The organism is Azonexus sp. IMCC34842, from assembly GCF_050368855.1.
In the GTDB taxonomy this organism is placed as follows: Bacteria; Pseudomonadota; Gammaproteobacteria; order Burkholderiales; family Rhodocyclaceae; genus Azonexus; species Azonexus denitrificans_A.
Map to the genome: position 1 here is coordinate 87,209 of NZ_CP178449.1, position 13,687 is coordinate 100,895.

At 64.6% G+C, this 13,687-nt stretch carries 14 protein-coding genes; 3 read left to right on the forward strand and 11 right to left on the reverse strand.

Annotated elements, in window-relative coordinates; all coding sequences use genetic code 11:
* Positions 1-57: 57 nt before the first annotated feature.
* On the reverse strand, positions 58-1,623 hold the full coding sequence (locus ACLIKD_RS00405; protein WP_428826705.1) for an ABC transporter substrate-binding protein: 1,566 nt from the start codon (positions 1,621-1,623) through the stop codon (positions 58-60).
* Between the two features lie 250 nt (positions 1,624-1,873).
* Here ACLIKD_RS00405 and ACLIKD_RS00410 point away from each other — a divergent pair, with 250 nt between their 5' ends.
* Positions 1,874-2,902, forward strand: a complete 1,029-nt coding sequence (locus tag ACLIKD_RS00410) for a dienelactone hydrolase family protein (protein ID WP_428826706.1) — start codon at positions 1,874-1,876, stop codon at positions 2,900-2,902.
* 95 nt (positions 2,903-2,997) lie between these two features.
* Here ACLIKD_RS00410 and ACLIKD_RS00415 read toward each other — a convergent pair whose 3' ends face one another.
* Positions 2,998-5,022 carry a GumC family protein gene (locus tag ACLIKD_RS00415; RefSeq protein ID WP_428826707.1) on the reverse strand — a complete coding sequence of 675 codons (2,025 nt, stop codon included), beginning with the start codon at positions 5,020-5,022 and terminating at the stop codon, positions 2,998-3,000.
* A gap of 334 nt (positions 5,023-5,356) precedes the next feature.
* Here ACLIKD_RS00415 and ACLIKD_RS00420 point away from each other — a divergent pair, with 334 nt between their 5' ends.
* On the forward strand, positions 5,357-5,737 hold the full coding sequence (locus ACLIKD_RS00420; protein ID WP_428826708.1) for a hypothetical protein: 381 nt from the start codon (positions 5,357-5,359) through the stop codon (positions 5,735-5,737).
* On the opposite strand, the gene ACLIKD_RS00425 is transcribed toward ACLIKD_RS00420, so the two are convergent.
* The 4 genes from ACLIKD_RS00425 to ACLIKD_RS00440 are packed head-to-tail and all read right to left on the reverse strand — an operon-like array spanning position 5,689 to position 8,977.
* A complete protein-coding gene (locus ACLIKD_RS00425) occupies positions 5,689-6,669 on the reverse strand; it encodes a COX15/CtaA family protein (RefSeq protein ID WP_428826709.1) in 981 nt (326 codons plus the stop codon). The genes ACLIKD_RS00420 and ACLIKD_RS00425 overlap by 49 nt on opposite strands.
* Complete coding sequence (gene cyoE, locus ACLIKD_RS00430) at positions 6,669-7,562, reverse strand: heme o synthase (RefSeq protein ID WP_428826710.1); 894 nt, start codon at positions 7,560-7,562, stop codon at positions 6,669-6,671. The genes ACLIKD_RS00425 and cyoE overlap by 1 nt, the downstream gene beginning before the upstream one ends.
* Positions 7,563-7,571: 9 nt before the next feature.
* A complete protein-coding gene (locus ACLIKD_RS00435) occupies positions 7,572-8,177 on the reverse strand; it encodes a hypothetical protein (protein WP_428826711.1) in 606 nt (201 codons plus the stop codon).
* A complete protein-coding gene (locus ACLIKD_RS00440) occupies positions 8,174-8,977 on the reverse strand; it encodes an SURF1 family protein (RefSeq protein WP_428826712.1) in 804 nt (267 codons plus the stop codon). The genes ACLIKD_RS00435 and ACLIKD_RS00440 overlap by 4 nt, the downstream gene beginning before the upstream one ends.
* Here ACLIKD_RS00440 and ACLIKD_RS00445 point away from each other — a divergent pair.
* Positions 8,967-9,140 carry a twin transmembrane helix small protein gene (locus tag ACLIKD_RS00445; RefSeq protein WP_428826713.1) on the forward strand — a complete coding sequence of 58 codons (174 nt, stop codon included), beginning with the start codon at positions 8,967-8,969 and terminating at the stop codon, positions 9,138-9,140. The genes ACLIKD_RS00440 and ACLIKD_RS00445 overlap by 11 nt on opposite strands.
* Here the strand turns inward: ACLIKD_RS00445 and ACLIKD_RS00450 are convergent.
* Genes ACLIKD_RS00450 through coxB form a run of 5 tightly spaced genes read right to left on the reverse strand, consistent with a single transcriptional unit; the run spans position 9,128 to position 13,518 of the window.
* Entirely contained in the window at positions 9,128-9,994 is an 867-nt protein-coding gene (locus tag ACLIKD_RS00450) for a cytochrome c oxidase subunit 3 (RefSeq protein WP_428826714.1), read from the reverse strand. The genes ACLIKD_RS00445 and ACLIKD_RS00450 overlap by 13 nt on opposite strands.
* Positions 9,991-10,608: a cytochrome c oxidase assembly protein gene (locus ACLIKD_RS00455; RefSeq protein WP_428826715.1), complete on the reverse strand. Its 618-nt coding sequence runs from the start codon at positions 10,606-10,608 to the stop codon at positions 9,991-9,993. The genes ACLIKD_RS00450 and ACLIKD_RS00455 overlap by 4 nt, the downstream gene beginning before the upstream one ends.
* Before the next feature lie 4 nt (positions 10,609-10,612).
* Complete coding sequence (locus ACLIKD_RS00460) at positions 10,613-10,750, reverse strand: hypothetical protein (protein ID WP_428826716.1); 138 nt, start codon at positions 10,748-10,750, stop codon at positions 10,613-10,615.
* A complete protein-coding gene (ctaD, locus tag ACLIKD_RS00465; RefSeq protein WP_428826717.1) occupies positions 10,747-12,339 on the reverse strand; it encodes a cytochrome c oxidase subunit I in 1,593 nt (530 codons plus the stop codon). The genes ACLIKD_RS00460 and ctaD overlap by 4 nt, the downstream gene beginning before the upstream one ends.
* Before the next feature lie 9 nt (positions 12,340-12,348).
* Positions 12,349-13,518 (reverse strand): cytochrome c oxidase subunit II, encoded by a 1,170-nt coding sequence (coxB, locus tag ACLIKD_RS00470; protein ID WP_428826718.1) that lies wholly within the window; start codon positions 13,516-13,518, stop codon positions 12,349-12,351.
* Between the last annotated feature and the right edge of the window lie 169 nt (positions 13,519-13,687).

Below are 13,687 nucleotides of genomic sequence, written 5' to 3' on the forward strand. Positions count from 1 at the left end.
CGGGATGGTTGCGCGAGCTATCGAATCAGCAAACGCCGCAAACTCGATTGGCTGAGTTTATTCGTCCATGTACATGTTCCAGTAGAACTGGACAGGCGTCGTAATGCCCTTGACCTTGGTGCTGTAGGCAACCGGCTCGAAGAACTGCCCGAGGACACCGAGGACACCGGTTTCGACAACTTGCTTCTGAACCTTCATGGCGATCTGCTTCCGCTCGTTGGCCGATTTGGCCCGGACGTAGGCACCACGCAAGTCTTCAAGGACCGGGTCGTTCGGCCAACCGTACCAGCCGGTTGTCCGGTCGCCGGAGAAGGCGATTGCCATCGGATCCATGACGTCTGCCGCCAGCCACCAGGTGTGGAAGATATTCCAGCCACCTGCCCCGACTGCTTCGCGATTGGCGCGGCGTTCGGTCAGCGCGGCCCAGGTCATGTCTTCGACGCGAACGGTCATGCCGAGGTTGCGCAACTTGTCGACCGTGACCTTGGTGAAGGCCGAGATAACCGGGCTGTCCACCGGGTTCAGAATCACGACCGGCGTTCCGTCATAGCCGGCATCGCGCAGTGCCTTTTTCGCTGCCTCAAGTCCGGCCGGCTTCATCAGGTCGCTGGCTGCATCGTTGGCCAGTGGCGTTCCGCAAGGGAATACCGAATGGCAGACTCGCCAGAAGCTCGGGTTGCCCAAGGCCGCCGCCATGTAGTCTTCCTGTTGCATGGCTTGCAGAACGGCACGCCGAACCGCCGGCTTGTCGAACGGTGGCAGCAGGGTGTTGAAGCGTACCATGGCGATATTGCCGAGCGGATCGGTCGAGGTGACGACGATGCCTTCCTTGCCTTCAAGGACCGGAATCGACTTGGTGGACGGCGATTCGACATAATCGACTTTGCCGGCAACCAGTGCCGCGACGGCCGAAGCCTGATCCGGGTAGTAGATCCATTCGATGCGATCAGCCTTGGCTACCTTGCCGCCGGCCGCCAGCGATTGGGGCTCGGTGCGTGGTACGTAGTCGCTGTTCTTGACATAGACGGCCTTGCTGCCGGGTTCCCAGGCACTCTTCTTGAAGATGAACGGGCCGGAGCCGGTGGTGTCCTGAATCGGCTTGAACGGATCGGTTTCCGCCACCCGTTTGGGCATCATGAACGGAACATTGGCCGATACCTTGGCCAGCGCTTCGAGCACGAAAGTGTTGGGTTCCTTGAATTGAATGGTGAATGTCTTGGCGTCACCGACGCTTATGTTCTGGACGTCGCGGAACAGCTGTTGACCGACGCCGTCACGCTTGCCCCAGCGTTCCAGGGAGGCGACGCAGTCGGCGGCCGTGACATCGGTTCCGTCATGCCATTTCAGCCCGTCGCGCAGGGTGAATGTCCAGGTTTTCTTGTCATCGGAAACCGTCCATTTGTTCACCATCTGCGGTTGCGGCTCGAAACTCTCGTCAAGCGAGAACAGCGTGTCATAAACCAGATAACCGTGGTTGCGCGTGATATAGGCGGTTGTCCAGACGGGGTCCAGAACCTTGAGGTCTGTATGCGGGGCAACCCGCACGACGTTTGCGCAGCCGACGAGAGCGAATGACGCTAGCAGCGTGGCAGCATACAAAGTCGTTTTTGTTAAAGTTTTCATTTTTTTCTCCACTCAGTTATGTTGAAGAAACTACACCTGAAATAACTATAGCGCTGGTGAGCCGCAGTATCAGACCCAAATTGCTTCTAGTTGACCCATCGCAAAAACTCGGGTGGCGAGAATGACAATCAGCGTATATAGTGAAGTTATCAAAAGTTGTCAAAAACAACAAATTCAATAGGTGGGTGAGGCGTACTATTTCCGGGGCTGCATTGATCGTCCCGGAGAGCAAGGAACTGGAGGCCAAAAAATGGCGGACCGTAGAGAAAAGGATGACTGGAATGTTCTCGGTAGCGATCTGATTCCGTTTGTTGATCGACGCTCGGGGCGTGACCGCCGGAAAGAGGCTGACGAACGGGCCGGTGGCGTTTCGCCATGGGCCGAAAAGCGGCACGGCGACCGACGTTGTCTAGCCAGTACCGCCCTGTTGTGCATCTCCGCCTTGTTTGTTGCGCCGACCCAAGCGACCGAAAAAGTCAGCTTCGAAGCCAGCAATGCCTATACCGCCGACAGCGTGAAATTGCGCGCCGATATCTCGAAGCCCGAAGGTAATGGCCCCTTCCCGGCGGTGGTGCTGATGCACGGCTGTGGCGGCTGGCAACCGGCAGTACGGCACGCAATGCGGGCCTATGCGGAATATCTCGTCGAGCATGGTTTCGTCGTCCTCGACCTCGACAGTTTCGGTCCGCGCAACATCGGCGGCGGCAAGGTTTGCGAAAGCATCAGGAGCCAGCGCGACGCGCTCGACTATCGAACCTCCGATGCTTACGACGCGCTGAAATATCTGCGCTCGCAAGATTACGTCGATGGCAAGAACATCTTTCTGATGGGGCAGAGCAATGGCGGCAGCGTTGCCATCAATGTCGCCAAGGGCGATGCGCCGCGCGAAGCTCAGGCCGCCGATGGCGGCTATCGGGCGGTGGCGGCCTACTACCCGTGGTGTGGCTCGTTCGGTGGTCGCAAGGTCGAACTGGAGTCGCCGCTGATGGTTTTTGCCGGCACCGACGACGACTGGACGCCGGCCAGCGAATGCGAAGGCGTCAAGTCGACCAAGGCCGATTTGCAGCTGAAAACCTACCCCGGTGCCGCCCACTCCTTCGACCTCAACATCATGCCGCAGAAATATCTCGGGAAGTCGCTCGGCCATAACAAGGAAGCGGCCGAAGACAGCCGCCAACGGATGCTGGCCTTCTTCATCGAGCACACGGTCGGGACCGATGTGGACTGGAAGATGACCCGTCTGGCGAAGAGCGGAACGCCGACGCAAGAGCCGCGCTGACGGACCGGCTTTTGGTCAGCTAAGCGGATGGCCGACGGGGCAGCGTAACGAACAGTTGCGCTGCCCCGTCGTTTGTCCGGCCGGGCCGGCTTCCTTCAGACCCGGGCGAGGGCTTGCAGCGCCGGCATCAGCGGCTCGATCTGAGCCAGCGTGCGGCGCACGCCGACTGGCGAAAGGCTGGCGTATTCGCGCAATGCCTCGGTCGGCAGCGCGCCGACAATATGTTCGAGATCGCTGAAGCGCAGCCCTTGTCTGAGCAGATGGGCGATACAGGTATGGCGTAGCGTCTCCGGCGTGACGGTCGCCGGATCGTCCAAGCCGGCATCGTGGGCGGCGCAGATCAGCCGGCGTTTCAGTTCATCTTCGGAATTCGGCAGCTCGACGACTTCGCTGCGCTGGTGATCCGGTCGCAGGGCAAGCGCGGCCAGTTGGCTGAACAGCGTTTCCGGAAGGACGATCGAGCGGGCGGCCGGCCCCGGAATGCGAATGGCCGCCGCTTCCCGGTGCAGATCGGCGGCCGTGATGCGGTGGATTTCCGCCGGTGTGGCGCCGCACAGGAGCAGGGTCACCCACGGGAAATCTTCGTCAGGCACGGCCTGCAGCAAGTCGGCGACTTCCGCTTGCGCTAGTTCGCGCGGCAAATCGACGATCCCCGGGAGCAGCGCCTGCCCGCCTTCGATAGGCGGCGGCAGCTTGTCCGGCAACGGCTGCCGGGCGAGCAGGGTGATCCAGGGTTGCGGCTGGCTTGGCGCCTGAATCGTGGCCGGCGGCGGGCGATTGAACTGCTCGATCAGGACCATGGCGAGCAGGCCGGCGACGAGGGCCACGGCAACGCTGATGGCGGCGTCGCGCGAATAATCCGGCCGCCAGATATCCGGCGCGGCGACCGCCGATTCGACCACCTGTACGCCGGGCATCCGCGAGGTTTCGCTCGTTTCGCTCCGCAACAGGCGTTCGGACAGGCTGCGCCGGCTGGCTTCGAGCTGCGCCACCTCGTCCTGCATCGATTTGAAGGTGGTGAAATTCCTGGAGAACGAGTGAACGGCGCTGCGCTCCTCGGCAATCTGTTTTTGCAGCTTCATCTGGGCCTGCCGGCTCGCTGCCAGTTCGTCCTCGGCTTCGAGGAGGGCGACCTGACCCGAATTGCCTTTCTGTTCGGCAATCTGTCCCTCGAGGTCGGCCAGGCGCGAGCGCATACCGCGCACATTGGGGTCCATCGCCATGAATTGCGGCGTGTAGATGCGTTCCTGTTCGCGCAGGGCCTCGCGCAGCTGCGAGGCGCGCCCTTCGAGCGCCGCCAGTGTCGGATTGTCGCGGGCCCGGACTACGCTCTTGCCGGCGGTCAGCGATTCGCGCAGCGAACGGACCCGGCCGTCGGCCAGTGCGACTTTTTCGCTGGCCTGGTTCAGGGACACCGACAGTCCCTTCACCCGCGCCAGAATCTGGTTTTCGTCCCGCTCGCCGGAGACGATGTCGGCCGATTGGCGAAAATCGTCCAGCGCCTTGGTCTTTTCGGCCAGCCGCCGATCAAGATTGTCGAGTTCCTGGCGCAAGGTTGCGTTTTCGCTCGTTGCCGAGCTGGCGTAGCTCGCCAGGGTCTGCCACGAATAGGCTTCGATCAGGGCATTGAGGATCGCCGCGAGATGCTCCGGGCGTGACCCGGTCATCGTCAGGTCGACGAGATTGGTTTCCGGGATCGGTTCGGCGCTCAAGGCGGCCTGGATGCCAAGGGCCGGATCGGAACCGAATCCGGAGACGTCGACGCCGCGCTGGTGCAGCGTAACCAGGGCCGCATCGATCAGCGGGCGACTCAGGATGCGGCCGGCTTCGCCGAGCAGGCTGCCGGCCGTGCCGCCGTTCGCCGCCGTCGTGACCGTGGCCGATCCGGGCTGAGCAGCGGCCAGCGCGGTGACGGCGCCGGCCGTCTTGATGGCTATTCTGGCTTGCGCGCGGTATTCCGCCGGCCGCGAGTAGGTAAATATCAGACCGACGGCGAGGACCGTCAGGAAAGTCCGGAGGAATACCCGCAGGCGCCGCCGGTTGCCGCGCACGGCCAGCTCGGCGGCGACATCCGTTTCGTATGGCCGGGCAGGATTGACCAGTGTCTCGAAGTTCGTCATGGCAAGACTCCTCAACGCGCGCCATTGCCTTAAATATGCAGCTTACGTTTCCTGGCCGGCACGCCAATCAGCCTGTTTCGCGAACCGTGTCGGGGCTGGCCGGGGAGCGGGTAGGGGTTCGCTTACGCGCCTAAAACCAGCATAAATTGAGCCAGTTGGCGCCGATCAGGAGGGCTTCGCTTGATGCCGAAAAGTTGGCAGAACCCCGCGCAAATTCCCCGGGTCAAAACAGAACCGGGACGCTTTTCCCGGCTTTTTGATTGGAGGTAGTGCGATGAATATCAGCAAGCGTAATACAGACCTCCCGCAAGCTGGCGCTCCGGCGGCGTCTCTTGTGGATGAGATCGTCAGCATCGGCAAACTGCAGCTTTCGTCCGGCAACCGCTTGATGGAATTGCAGAACGAGCTGATGGATTTTGCCGTTGCCGAGCAGGCGCAGCGCCGCGACGAACTGTTGGCAATCAAACGGAGTACGCCGGCGTTGTTGCAATGGCCGGTTTACGGTCAAGTCCGGGCCGAGCGCAGCGTCGAGATGGCGCGCGCCTGGTGGGAAGTTGCGGCGCGGACGCAAGGCGCGATGCTTGAGGCCATCCGCGAATGCCTGCCGCGCGGGTCGGCGAGTTCCACTCGGCGCTCGCGGCCGGGGCTGGCGTTTACCGAACGCCGCTATCGCTCTGCCGTGATCAGCTTTCCGGAGCGTCGGCGCATCGCCTGAACCCCATCCCAGAGCCGGAAATTGAGCGCCAGCGTCGCGCTGAGCAATAGCGCGGCGCCGACGTTGTGCGCAATGGCGAGCGGCAAGGGCAGCGCGAGCAGCACATTAGCAATGCCGAGGCCGATCTGCAGCGCCAGCAGGGCGAGCAGCAGCCGGCCCCAGGCGCGCCAGCCCGGGCGGCGGAGCAGGGCAAGGCCGAGGCTGCCGACGGTCAGCAGGATGAGTAGGGCGCCGAGCCGGTGGCCCCAGTGGATGGCGGTCAGGGCGCTGGTCGACAGCAGGCTGCCGGCTGCCGTCTGGCCGAGTTCGCGGTGCACGGTGAAGGCCTCGGCGAAGTCCATGTCGGGCAGCCAGCGGCCCTGGCAGGTCGGAAAATCGGTGCAGGCCAGCGCCGCGTAATTGCTGCTGACCCAGCCACCAAGGGCAATCTGCATGACGAGCAGGGCGAGTCCGAGCAGGCCGCCGGCGCGCAGACCGGGGCTGGCCGTCGGGCCGGCCGGCCCGCTGCGCTGCCGCAGGTTGAGCCAGACCAGCAGGGCCAGTGTCGTCATGCCACCGAGCAGGTGGGCGCTGACCACCAGCGGTTTGAGCAGCAGCGTCACCGTCCACATGCCGAGCAGCGCCTGAAAGAAGACGATGCCGGTCAGCGCCGTTGGCAGCAGCGGCGAAATGCGTGGTCTCTGGCGCCAGGCCAGCTGGCAGATGCCGAGGATGACCAGACCGAGACTGGCGGCGGCGTAGCGATGGGTCATTTCCTTCCACGCCTTGGTGCTGTCGGCGGCGTGTTCGGGCACGCCGAGCAGGTGGCCGTAGCAGCCCGGCCAGTCGGGGCAGCCGAGGCCGGCGTCGGACAGCCGGACCCAGGCGCCGAGGCCGACGACGACCAGGGCGAGCCAGGCGGCGAGGATCAACAGGTGGCGGTAGAGGCGCATCAGACGAACAGGCGGTCGGCGAACAACGCGGCGAAGAGCAGCGTCAGGTAGATGATCGAATAGCGGAAGGTGCGACGTGCCAGGCCGTCGCTGTAGGCCCGGCAGAGGGCGACGGCGTAGCCGAGAAAGACCAGGTCGAGCAGGCTGACGGCGGTCAGGTAGAACCAGCCGCTCATCCCCAGCGAAACCGGGATCAGACTGGCGGCAGCGAGCATCACTGTGTACAGCAGGATGTGCTGGCAGGTGAATTTGACGCCATGCGTCACCGGCAGCATCGGCAGCCCGGACTGGGCGTAGTCGTCGCGTCGGTAGCAGGCCAGCGCCCAGAAGTGCGGCGGCGTCCACAGGAAGATGATCAGGAAGAGAACCAGCGGCTCGACCGACACCTGCCCGGTCATCGCGACCCACCCGAGCAGTGGCGGCATGGCGCCGGAAGCGCCGCCGATGACGATGTTCATCGGCGTCGCCGGCTTGAGGATCAGCGTGTAGACGACGGTGTAGCCGACGAAGGTGGCCAGCGTCAGCCACAGCGTCAGGTCGTTGATGAAGGCATGCAGCAGCCAGAGGCCGGCGGCGCCGAGCAACAGGGCCAGGGTCACGGTTTCGAGCGGCGAAATGTCGCCGCGCGCGGTGGCCCGCCAGCGGGTGCGCGCCATCCGCGCGTCGATGCCGCGCTCGACCAGACAATTGAGGGCGGCGGCGGCAAAGGCAACCAGCGCGATGCCGAGCGAGGCGACGAGGAAGCGGAGCAGCGGCGGGAAGCCCGGGGTTGCCAGGAACATGCCGATCATCGCGGTGAACACGATCAGGCTGTTGACCCGCGGCTTGCACAGATGGGCGAAGGCGGCGAAGTGCTGGCCGAGCGGCAGCGGGCGGTGGGCAACGGTTTCCATCGTGATCTCCTAGCCGGTCCAGGCAAATTTGAGCAGTCGGTCGAGGTCGGCGCGCACCGCCTTGCCGGCGACATCCGGGCGGTAGCTGATGATCAGCTGGCCCTGCGGGTCGGCAACGTAAAGGCGGTAGGCGTTTGGCTCGGCCGGCTGCTCCTTGTCCGGCAGCCAGCGGGCGGGCGCCGCGGCGACGACGAGGTCGGGTTGCTGCCGGTGAAAATCGCTCAGCGCGCCATCGCCAGCGTTGTCGGTCAGGACGACGCGGCGCAGGCGGCCCATCTCCTTGTTGAGCGAAACCTGGATCCGGCGCATCTCGTCGACCCGGTCACGGCAGGCGGCGTCACAGGCGCCGCGGCCGGCCAGGATGAGCAGCCATTTGCCGTGCAGCTCGGCGGTCGCCAGCGGCCGCCCGGCGCTGTCGAGCAGCCCGGCGGCCGGCAGGAGTTGCGGCGGGTTGAGCAGGGTGCCGTGGTTGCCGGTGCGGGCCGGCTGCCAGCCGAGCAGATAAAGCCCGGCGGCGATGGCAAAGGGCAGGGCGAGTAGCGTGACGATCAGGACCAGCATCGGCAGGCCGGAAGACGGGCGGGCCAGCGGCAGCGGCACGCTGTTCGTGGTCATGGCCGGCGCACCAGGAAATAGCCCCAGATGCCGAGGCTGGCGACGGCGAAGCCGAACCATTGCAGCGCGTAGCTGCGATGCCGTTCGGCCCGCTCGTCGGGGCGCGGCCAGTCGCGCACGAAGCCGTGCGCCGAATCGGCGTCGAGCTGGACGACCAGCGGCTGGATCGGATAGGGCAGGGCCTGGCGGAAGCGTTCGAGATCGAGGTTCTGCCAGACCGGCGTCCAGCCGCTGACCGGCTGGGGCGCCAGATTGAAAAAGCGCTGGCCGGGCGTGACGACGATGCCGCTCAGTTCGACCACGCCATCCGGCACGCCGATCGCCGGTAGTTGCTGGTGGTCGGCAGCGGCCGGCACCCAGCCGCGATTGACTAGCACATGCAGCGGCGAGCCTTCGAGGCGGAGCGGCGTGATGACGTGGTAGCCGGCCTGTTCCTGATACAGCCGGTTGTCGATCAGGGTCTGCCGGCCGGCATCGAAACGGCCGCGCAGGGCGACCCGGTGAAAGCGCAATGATTCGACGTCCACCATCGTCTTCGGCAGGGCGATTGGCGCATCGTGGCTGCGCCGGTCGAGCTGGGCCTGGATGGCGGTCTTGCTTTCGGCCTTGCGCCATTGCCACAGGCCGAGCGAAATGAAGGCAGGGAGCAGGAAGGCGAGCAGGATGCCGCCGAGGATGGCGACCTGGCGCCGGCTGGTTCTTGCCCGGCCGGCCGGCAGACGCGCATACTGAACGCCGGTTCGCGTCGCCGGAGCGTCTTCCATGATCAGGGTAGCGGTGGTTTTGCTGGTGTTGGCCATTGTCGTCAGTCTGTTTTCCGGGCTTTTTTCGCTCTATCGCGAGCGCGGCGCCGGGACGCGCACGGTGCGCCTGCTGACCTGGCGGGTCGGTCTGTCGATCGCGCTGTTCGCCTTGTTGCTGCTCGCCTTCCGCTTCGGTTTCATCGCCGGCTATACCCAGTAAACGAAGACGAAGAGCAGTAGCCAGACGACATCGACGAAGTGCCAGTACCAGGCGACGCCTTCAAAGGCGAAGTGCCGTTCGCTGTCGAAATGGCCGTTCAGGCTGCGCAGCAGGATCACCGCCAGCATGATGGTGCCGAGCGTCACGTGAAAGCCGTGGAAACCGGTGAGCATGAAGAAGGTCGCACCATAGGCGCCGGCCCCCATGGTCAGGCCCAGTTCGCTATAGGCGTGGTGGTATTCGTAGGCCTGGAAGCCGATGAACAGCATGCCGAGCAGCACCGTCGCGGCCAGCCCGATGATCAACTGGCGGCGCTGGTTGCGCAGCAGCCCCCAGTGCGCCCAGGTGACGGTGGCGCCGGAACTCAAGAGCAGCGAGGTGTTGATCGCCGGGATGCCCCAGGCGCCCATCGGCGTGAACGGGTTGCCTTGCGGGCCGCTGGTCGGCCAGGTGCCGGCGAATTCCGGCCACAGGCTGGTGCCGTGGGCGGCCGTCATGCCGCCCAGTTCGGGCACGGCGATCACCCGCAGGTAGAACAGCGCGCCGAAAAAGGCGGCGAAGAACATCACTTCCGAGGCGATGAACCAGACCATGCCGTAGCGGAAGGAAACGTCTTCCCAGTCGCGATAGGCGCCGCGCCGCGATTCGCCGATGACCCGGCCGAACCAGCCGAACAGCACATAGACGATGATCGCGAAGCCGCCGAGCATGACCCAGCGGCCGAGGTCGAAACCGTTGATCGCCTGGATGAAGCCGAGTGCGAGAAAGAACATGCCGCCGGCCAGGATGACCGGGTAGAGCGTCGGCTGGGGCACGAAGTAGTGTTGGCGTGCGGGCGTGGTGTGGCTGCTCATCGGGCCTCCCGGGGCGTGGTCAGGGTCTGGCGTTGTCCGTCGATGCTGAAGAAGGCGTAGGACAGCGTGATATGGGTGATGTCGTCGGCCATCTCCGGCTTGATGATGAAAGCCAGCGGCATCTCGACCGCTTCGCCGGGGCCGAGGGTTTGCTGGGTGAAGCAGAAACACTCGATCTTCTCGAAATGGCGGGCGGCCTGGCCGGGGCTGATGCTCGGCACGGCCTGGCCGGTGATCGTGCGGTCCGAGGTGTTGCGCACCAGGTAGCTGACCTGCTGCAGTTCGCCCGGGTGGGCGTCGAGGCTGAAGGTCAGCGGCCGCATGTCCCAGGGCAGGCTGGGCATCACCGTGCCGGTGAATTCGACGCGGACGCTGCGGCTGACATCGACCCGTGGCGTCGGGGCCGGGCCGCCCGCCGTCTTGAGGCCGCCGACGCCAAAGCCGTCGCGCCCGGTGCTCCGCCCGGCGCTCTTGCCGTTGAAGCCGGTCGCTTCGCAGAGCACGTTGTAGAGCGGTACCAGGGCAAAGGCGAAGACGAAGGCGGCGGCGACCAGCAGCAACAGCCGGCCGATCAGGCGGGCGTGCTTGGCGGGGGCGGGATGGGCCTGTTCCATCGGCTTAGCGCTTGATGAACAGGCCGATGATGTAGATCGCCAGCGCCGCGGCCCCGAGCAGCCAGCCGAGGCGGCGCGCGGCGGTGCGGCGGCGCTGCAGCTCGGCCGCGGAAAAACGCGGGGTCATGTCCGCTTCGCTCATTTGATCACCGGCTGGATTTCCCAGCTGTGGTGCGGCGGTGGCGAGGCGAGCTCCCATTCCAGGCCTTCGGCGCCTTCCCAGACGCGGTTCTCGACCTTCGGGCCACCCCGTATACAGGCCCAGATATTCCAGGCAAAGAGCAACTGGCTGAAGCCGAGGATGAAGGCTCCGAGGGTCGAGATCGCATTGAATTCGGCAAACTGCAGGGCGTAGTCGGGAATGCGTCGCGGCATGCCGGCCAGGCCGAGGAAGAATTGCGGAATGAAAGTCAGATTGAAGGAAAACACCGTCAGCCAGAAATGCAGCTTGCCGAGTTTTTCGCTGTACATGTGGCCGGTCCATTTCGGCAGCCAGTAATAGACGCCGGTCATCACGCCCATGATGCCGCCGGCGAACAGCGCGTAATGAAAGTGGGCGACGACGAAATAGCTGTGGTGATACTGCGCGTCGGCCGCGACGTCGGCGAGGATCAGCCCGGTCAGGCCGGCGATGCCGAAGAGCACGATGAAGCCGACGGCGAAGAGCATCGGCGTCTCGAAACTCATCGCCCCCTTCCACATCGTGGCGATCCAGCAGAAGAAGAGCACGGCCAGCGGTATCGAAATCGCCATGGTGCTGAACATGAAATAGATCAGCGCCGGCACCGGCATGCCGGCGGTGAAGAAGTGGTGCGCCCAGACCACCACCGAGAGCAGGCCGATGCAGATGAAGCTGTAGACCTGCGCGTTGTGGCCGTAGGTCGGCTTGCGCGAGAAGGTGGACAGCACGTGCGGCATCAGCCCCCAGACCGGCAGCAGCAGGATGTACACCTCGGGGTGGCCGAAGAACCAGAACAGGTGCTGGAAGAGGATCGGGTCGCCGCCGCCGGCCGCGTCGAAGAAATGCGTGCCGAAATGGCGGTCGGTGAGCAGCATGGTCACCGCGCCGGCCAGCACCGGCAGCGTGGCGATCAGCATGAAGGCGGTGATCAGCCAGCCCCAGGCGAACAGCGGCATCTTCATCAGCGTCATGCCGGGGGCGCGCATGTTGAAGATGGTGACGATGATGTTGATCGACCCCATGATCGACGAGATGCCCAGGATATGCACCGCGAAAATGGCGAAATCGACGCCCATGCCGCCCTGCACCGAGAGCGGGGCGTAGAAGGTCCAGCCGGTGGCCAGCGCGCCGTCGCCGAAGCCGAGCACGGCCAGGCTGAAGGGCAGGGTGAGCAGGAAGGCGGCCGGCGGCAACAGCCAGAAGCCCCAGTTGTTCAGGCGGGGCAGGGCCATGTCCGGGGCGCCCAGCATCAGCGGCAGCATCCAGTTGGCGAAGCCGGTGGCGGCCGGCATCAGCGCGCCGAAGATCATCACCAGCGCGTGAATGCCGATCAGCTGGTTGAAGAACTCCGGGCGCATCAGCTGCAGGCCGGGCTGGAACAGTTCGGCCCGGACGGCGAGGATCATCGCGCCGCCGACGAAGAACATCAGCAGCGAGAAGCTCAGGTACATCGTCCCGATGTCCTTGTGGTTGGTCGTCGTCAACCAACGCATGACGCCGCCGGAATAGGGCTCGGCGTGGTCGGCGGGGTGGGTTGTGCTTGCGCTCATGCCAATCTCCTAGCGTAGGGTCTTGATCTGGGCTGGCTGGACCATGTCGCCCCGGGTGTTGCCGAAACTGTTGCGTTCGTAGGTGACGACGGCGGCCAGTTCGACATCGGACAGGCTGTTGCGGAATGCCTGCATCGCGGTATTGGCCTTGCCGTTCAGCACGCGGTCGAGATGGCTGTCCTTGGCCGGTTTGCCGTCGGCGCCGAACAGCGGCGTATTGACCACCGGGCTGCCGGCCAGCGCCGGGAAAGCCGGCGGCAGGCCCTGGCCGTTGGCCTGGTGACAGGCGACGCATTGTTTCTCGTAGACTTCCTTGCCGGTCGCCAGCAGCTCGTCCTTGCTCCACGTCCGGTCGGCGCCGCCGGCAGCGGCCTTGGCTTCGCCCTTCTTGGTCTCAAGCCAAGCCAGGTATTCGGCTTCCGGCAGCGCCTGGACGACCACCGGCATGAAGCCGTGATCCTTGCCGCACAGCTCGGCGCACTGGCCTCGGTAGATGCCGGGCTTGTCGATCAGTACCCAGGTTTCGCGCAGGAAGCCGGGCACGGCATCGCGCTTGACGCCGAACTGCGGCACCCACCAGGTGTGGATGACGTCGGTTGAGGTGAGCAGCACGCGGACCTTCTTGCCGACCGGCAGGACCACCGGGTTGTCGACTTCCAGCAGGTAATGTTCGCCCTTGGCTTCGGCGTTGCTGATCTGCTGGCGCGGCGTGGCCAGCGTGCTGATGAACTTGACGCCGGCTTCCGGGTACTCGTATTGCCATTTCCACTGCATGCCGGTGACCTTGAGCACCATGTCGGCGCGCGTCTTGGTGTCTTCCATGCTGATGATCGCCTGGACCGCCGGGATGCCCATCAGCACGAAGTCGATGAAGAGCAGGATGGCAAACGGAATGAGCACCCAGAACCACTGCAGTGCGCCGCTCGGGCCGGAGAACTTGGCCGGCTGGTGGCCGATGCTTTTGCGGTGGCGGATCATCGAGTAGATCATGATGGCGAACACCACCACGAACAGGATGGTGATGATCAGCATGAACTCGTTGTGGATGTGCAGCGTTTCCCGGGCGATCGGCGTTACCGGTTCGGGAAAATTGTAGTTGTAGGCCGCCAGCCCGGGCAGCGGCAGAAGCGCTGAGGCGCCGGCCAGCAGACAGCGCGATGGTCGAGAATCGGTCTTCAAGCAAGCCTCCTCCTGTGTTGCCTGGCCTCTGGTTCCGCGTCGTCTTTTTTGCGCTCTCCAGATGCCCGGTTCTGGCCTTAATGGTCGGGTGGACATCCGTTTCTGTTGTGCCGGGTGAGCTGACGGGCTTCGGCAAGTGGCCGCGCTTTACCGAAAGCGGGGCGCAGGG

What these genes read in the sequence shown, in the direction of transcription:
- ACLIKD_RS00410 (WP_428826706.1), top strand. Translation starts at nt 1,874, where the DNA reads ATGGCGGACCGTAGAGAAAAGGATGACTGGAATGTTCTCGGTAGCGAT.
- ACLIKD_RS00450 (WP_428826714.1), bottom strand. Translation starts at nt 9,994, where the DNA reads ATGAGCAGCCACACCACGCCCGCACGCCAACACTACTTCGTGCCCCAG.
- ACLIKD_RS00435 (WP_428826711.1), bottom strand. Translation starts at nt 8,177, where the DNA reads ATGACCACGAACAGCGTGCCGCTGCCGCTGGCCCGCCCGTCTTCCGGC.
- ACLIKD_RS00460 (WP_428826716.1), bottom strand. Translation starts at nt 10,750, where the DNA reads ATGAGCGAAGCGGACATGACCCCGCGTTTTTCCGCGGCCGAGCTGCAG.
- ACLIKD_RS00440 (WP_428826712.1), bottom strand. Translation starts at nt 8,977, where the DNA reads ATGGCCAACACCAGCAAAACCACCGCTACCCTGATCATGGAAGACGCT.
- ACLIKD_RS00455 (WP_428826715.1), bottom strand. Translation starts at nt 10,608, where the DNA reads ATGGAACAGGCCCATCCCGCCCCCGCCAAGCACGCCCGCCTGATCGGC.
- ACLIKD_RS00425 (WP_428826709.1), bottom strand. Translation starts at nt 6,669, where the DNA reads ATGCGCCTCTACCGCCACCTGTTGATCCTCGCCGCCTGGCTCGCCCTG.
- ACLIKD_RS00415 (WP_428826707.1), bottom strand. Translation starts at nt 5,022, where the DNA reads ATGACGAACTTCGAGACACTGGTCAATCCTGCCCGGCCATACGAAACG.
- ACLIKD_RS00405 (WP_428826705.1), bottom strand. Translation starts at nt 1,623, where the DNA reads ATGAAAACTTTAACAAAAACGACTTTGTATGCTGCCACGCTGCTAGCG.
- ctaD (WP_428826717.1), bottom strand. Translation starts at nt 12,339, where the DNA reads ATGAGCGCAAGCACAACCCACCCCGCCGACCACGCCGAGCCCTATTCC.
- cyoE (WP_428826710.1), bottom strand. Translation starts at nt 7,562, where the DNA reads ATGGAAACCGTTGCCCACCGCCCGCTGCCGCTCGGCCAGCACTTCGCC.